This is a genomic window from Rhodosalinus sp. (assembly GCF_041685465.1).
Lineage (GTDB): Bacteria > Pseudomonadota > Alphaproteobacteria > Rhodobacterales > Rhodobacteraceae > Rhodosalinus.
Genome location: NZ_JAWLFS010000329.1, coordinates 1 through 2,544, shown reverse-complemented (window position 1 = coordinate 2,544; position 2,544 = coordinate 1). Strand labels below are relative to the sequence as shown.

Annotated in this window: 5 protein-coding genes; 4 read left to right on the top strand and 1 reads right to left on the bottom strand. The window is 73.5% G+C overall.

Going from position 1 to position 2,544, the window contains the following annotated elements; genetic code table 11:
* Nucleotides 1-197, bottom strand: a 197-nt coding sequence (locus ACESL7_RS15280) for a hypothetical protein (RefSeq protein ID WP_372894153.1), incomplete at its 3' end; no start/stop codon positions are given.
* Between the two features lie 146 nt (nucleotides 198-343).
* Between ACESL7_RS15280 and meaB the strand changes: the two genes are divergently transcribed.
* The 4 genes from meaB to ACESL7_RS15260 all read left to right on the top strand — a co-directional run.
* Nucleotides 344-1,315, top strand: a complete 972-nt coding sequence (gene meaB, locus ACESL7_RS15275; protein ID WP_372894152.1) for a methylmalonyl Co-A mutase-associated GTPase MeaB — start codon at nucleotides 344-346, stop codon at nucleotides 1,313-1,315.
* A 138-nt stretch (nucleotides 1,316-1,453) separates the two neighbouring features.
* Nucleotides 1,454-1,744 carry a 50S ribosomal protein L28 gene (gene rpmB / locus ACESL7_RS15270; RefSeq protein ID WP_372894151.1) on the top strand — a complete coding sequence of 97 codons (291 nt, stop codon included), beginning with the start codon at nucleotides 1,454-1,456 and terminating at the stop codon, nucleotides 1,742-1,744.
* A 104-nt stretch (nucleotides 1,745-1,848) separates the two neighbouring features.
* A complete protein-coding gene (locus tag ACESL7_RS15265) occupies nucleotides 1,849-2,157 on the top strand; it encodes a hypothetical protein (RefSeq protein ID WP_372894150.1) in 309 nt (102 codons plus the stop codon).
* Between the two features lie 43 nt (nucleotides 2,158-2,200).
* Nucleotides 2,201-2,544, top strand: a 344-nt coding sequence (locus ACESL7_RS15260) for a copper chaperone PCu(A)C (protein ID WP_372894149.1), incomplete at its 3' end; no start/stop codon positions are given.

The following is a 2,544-nucleotide window of genomic DNA, read 5'->3' as shown; positions in this document are numbered from 1 at the left end:
GCGGCGGCGCGCGCGGCGATGCGGCGCGGCTCGAGCATGACGATGCGCCCCCGCGCGAGGCCGGCGGCGTCGAGCGCGAGGGGCACGCGGGTGGTCTTGCCCGCGCCCGGCGGCGCCTCCAGCACCGCGCGGCGACGGGCGCGGAGCGCGTCGAGCAGCTCCGGCAGGGCGGCGTCGATCGGGAGCGGCTGGGCCATCGGCGGCGGTTATCGCCGCCGCTCCGGGCGGCGTCCAGAGGGCGGCGGTGCGCAAGCCGCTTGCAAGCGGCTTGCACCCGGCCGCGAGGGGGTGGACACCGCCCCGGGGTTCGCGTCATCTCGGCGCGCCCGGAAGGAGGCCGCGCATGGACACCGAACCCCTCGCCCGCGCCGTGGCGCAGGGCGACCGCCGCGCGCTCGCGCGCGCGATCACGCTGATCGAAAGCGGGCGCGACGACCACCGCGCGCAGGCGGTCGCGCTGCTCGAGGCGCTGAAGCACACCGGCCGCGAGGCGCTGCGCATCGGCCTGTCGGGCACGCCCGGCGTCGGCAAGTCGAGCTTCATCGAGGCCTTCGGGCTGATGCTGCTCGAGCGCGGCCTGCGTGTCGCCGTGCTTGCCGTCGATCCTTCCAGCGCGCGCTCGGGCGGCTCGATCCTCGGCGACAAGACGCGGATGGAACAGCTCTCCCGCGCGCCGGAGGCCTTCATCCGCCCCTCGCCGGCGCAGAGCCAGCTCGGCGGCGTGGCGCGGCGCACGCGCGAGTCGGTCGCGCTCTGCGAGGCGGCGGGTTTCGACGTGGTGCTGATCGAGACGGTGGGTGTCGGCCAGTCCGAGACGGCGGTGGCGGAGATGTCGGATCTCTTCGCGCTCCTGCTCGCGCCGGCGGGCGGCGACGAGCTGCAAGGCGTGAAGCGCGGCATCATGGAGATCGCGGACATCATTCTCGTCAACAAGGCGGACGGCGCGCTGCGCGAGGCGGCGGTGCGCACCTGCGCGGATTACGCGGGCGCGCTCCGGCTCCTGCGCAAGCGGCCGGAGGATCCGGAGGATTTCCCGAAGGCGCTCACCGTCTCGGCGTACACCGGTGACGGCCTGGCCGAGGCCTGGGCCGAGATGGAGGCGCTCGCGGACTGGCGGCGGGAGCACGGGCATTTCGCTGCCCGCCGCGCCGAACAGGCGGCCGCGTGGTTCGCCGCGGAGGTCCGCGAGGGACTGCTCGCCCGGCTGACGCGCGATCCCGCGACCCGCGCGCGCATGGCAGAAATGACCGACCGCGTGCGCGCGGGCGAGGTGACGCCCGAGGGCGCGGCCGCGGAAATCCTCTCCACGCTCTGATCGGGCGTGCCCGGGATTCGCGGTTGACACGCGGCCCGCGCTGGTGTTGTTGCACGCAACGACGTGCCGGCCGCGGTCGATGCGGGCCGCCTGTTTTCTTTTTTCGCTGAGCCGAAATCGCCAAGTCACGAGGATGCCATGTCGCGCCGCTGCGAACTGACCGGAAAAGGCCCGATGGTGGGCAACAACGTCAGCCACGCCAACAACAAGACGAAGCGCCGGTTCATTCCGAACCTGAACGACGTCACGCTTCAGTCCGAGACGCTGGGTCGCGGCGTGAAGCTGCGGATCTCGGCCTCTGCCCTGCGCACGGTCGATCACCGCGGCGGGCTCGACGCCTTCCTGGCCAAGGCGAAGGACGACGAGCTTTCGCCGCGCGCGCTCAAGGTCAAGCGCGAGATCGCAGCGGCGCAGAGCGCCGAGGCCTGAACCACGCCCGGCTGGCCGATCGCATGGCAGGGCGTGCCGCACGCCGGCATCACGCGTCCCGGCCGTCCCTGACCGCGCGCCGCCTTCTTTCTGCCGTCCTCGCCGTGACGCTGATCGTCACGGCACAGGCGCTCGCCACGGCGCGCGCACAGCCCGCGCCTGCGGGCACCGTGGTGATATGTGCCGGGCAGGGGCTGGTCACCGTCGCAGTGGACGCGGAGGGACAGCCGATCGGCCCCCCGCATGCCTGCCCGGATGGTGCGCTCGCGCTGATGGACGCCTGCGGGCCGGCGACGCTGCCGCATCGGGCTGCCGAGGTGTCACCCGCCACGCTCGCCGCCGCCGCGTCCGCGCCGCACATCCCGTCCGCCTTCGTGGCCTTCGCCGCCCGCGCGCCGCCGCACCGCCTCTGATCCGCGATCCACTCTTCCATTCCCGCGACAGAGGAGACGGCCCATGCCGCTCAAGCCCCTGATGATCGCCGGCGCGCTCGCGCTGGCCGCCCTGCCCGCCGTCGCCGAGGACGGCATCGTGATCGAGGACCCCTACGCCCGCAGCTCGGGCATGATGGCCGCCTCGGGCGCCGCCTTCATGGTGATCGAGAACCGCACCGGCACCGACGACCGCCTGATCGGCGCCACCTCCGCGGCGGCCGAGCGTACCGAACTGCACACCCATGAAGAGGACGACATGGGCGTGATGCGGATGATCCACGTCGAGGAAGGCTTCCCGCTCCCGGCCGGGGAGACGCTGGCGCTCGCCCGCGGCGGGCGGCACGTCATGTTCCTCGGCCTGACGGA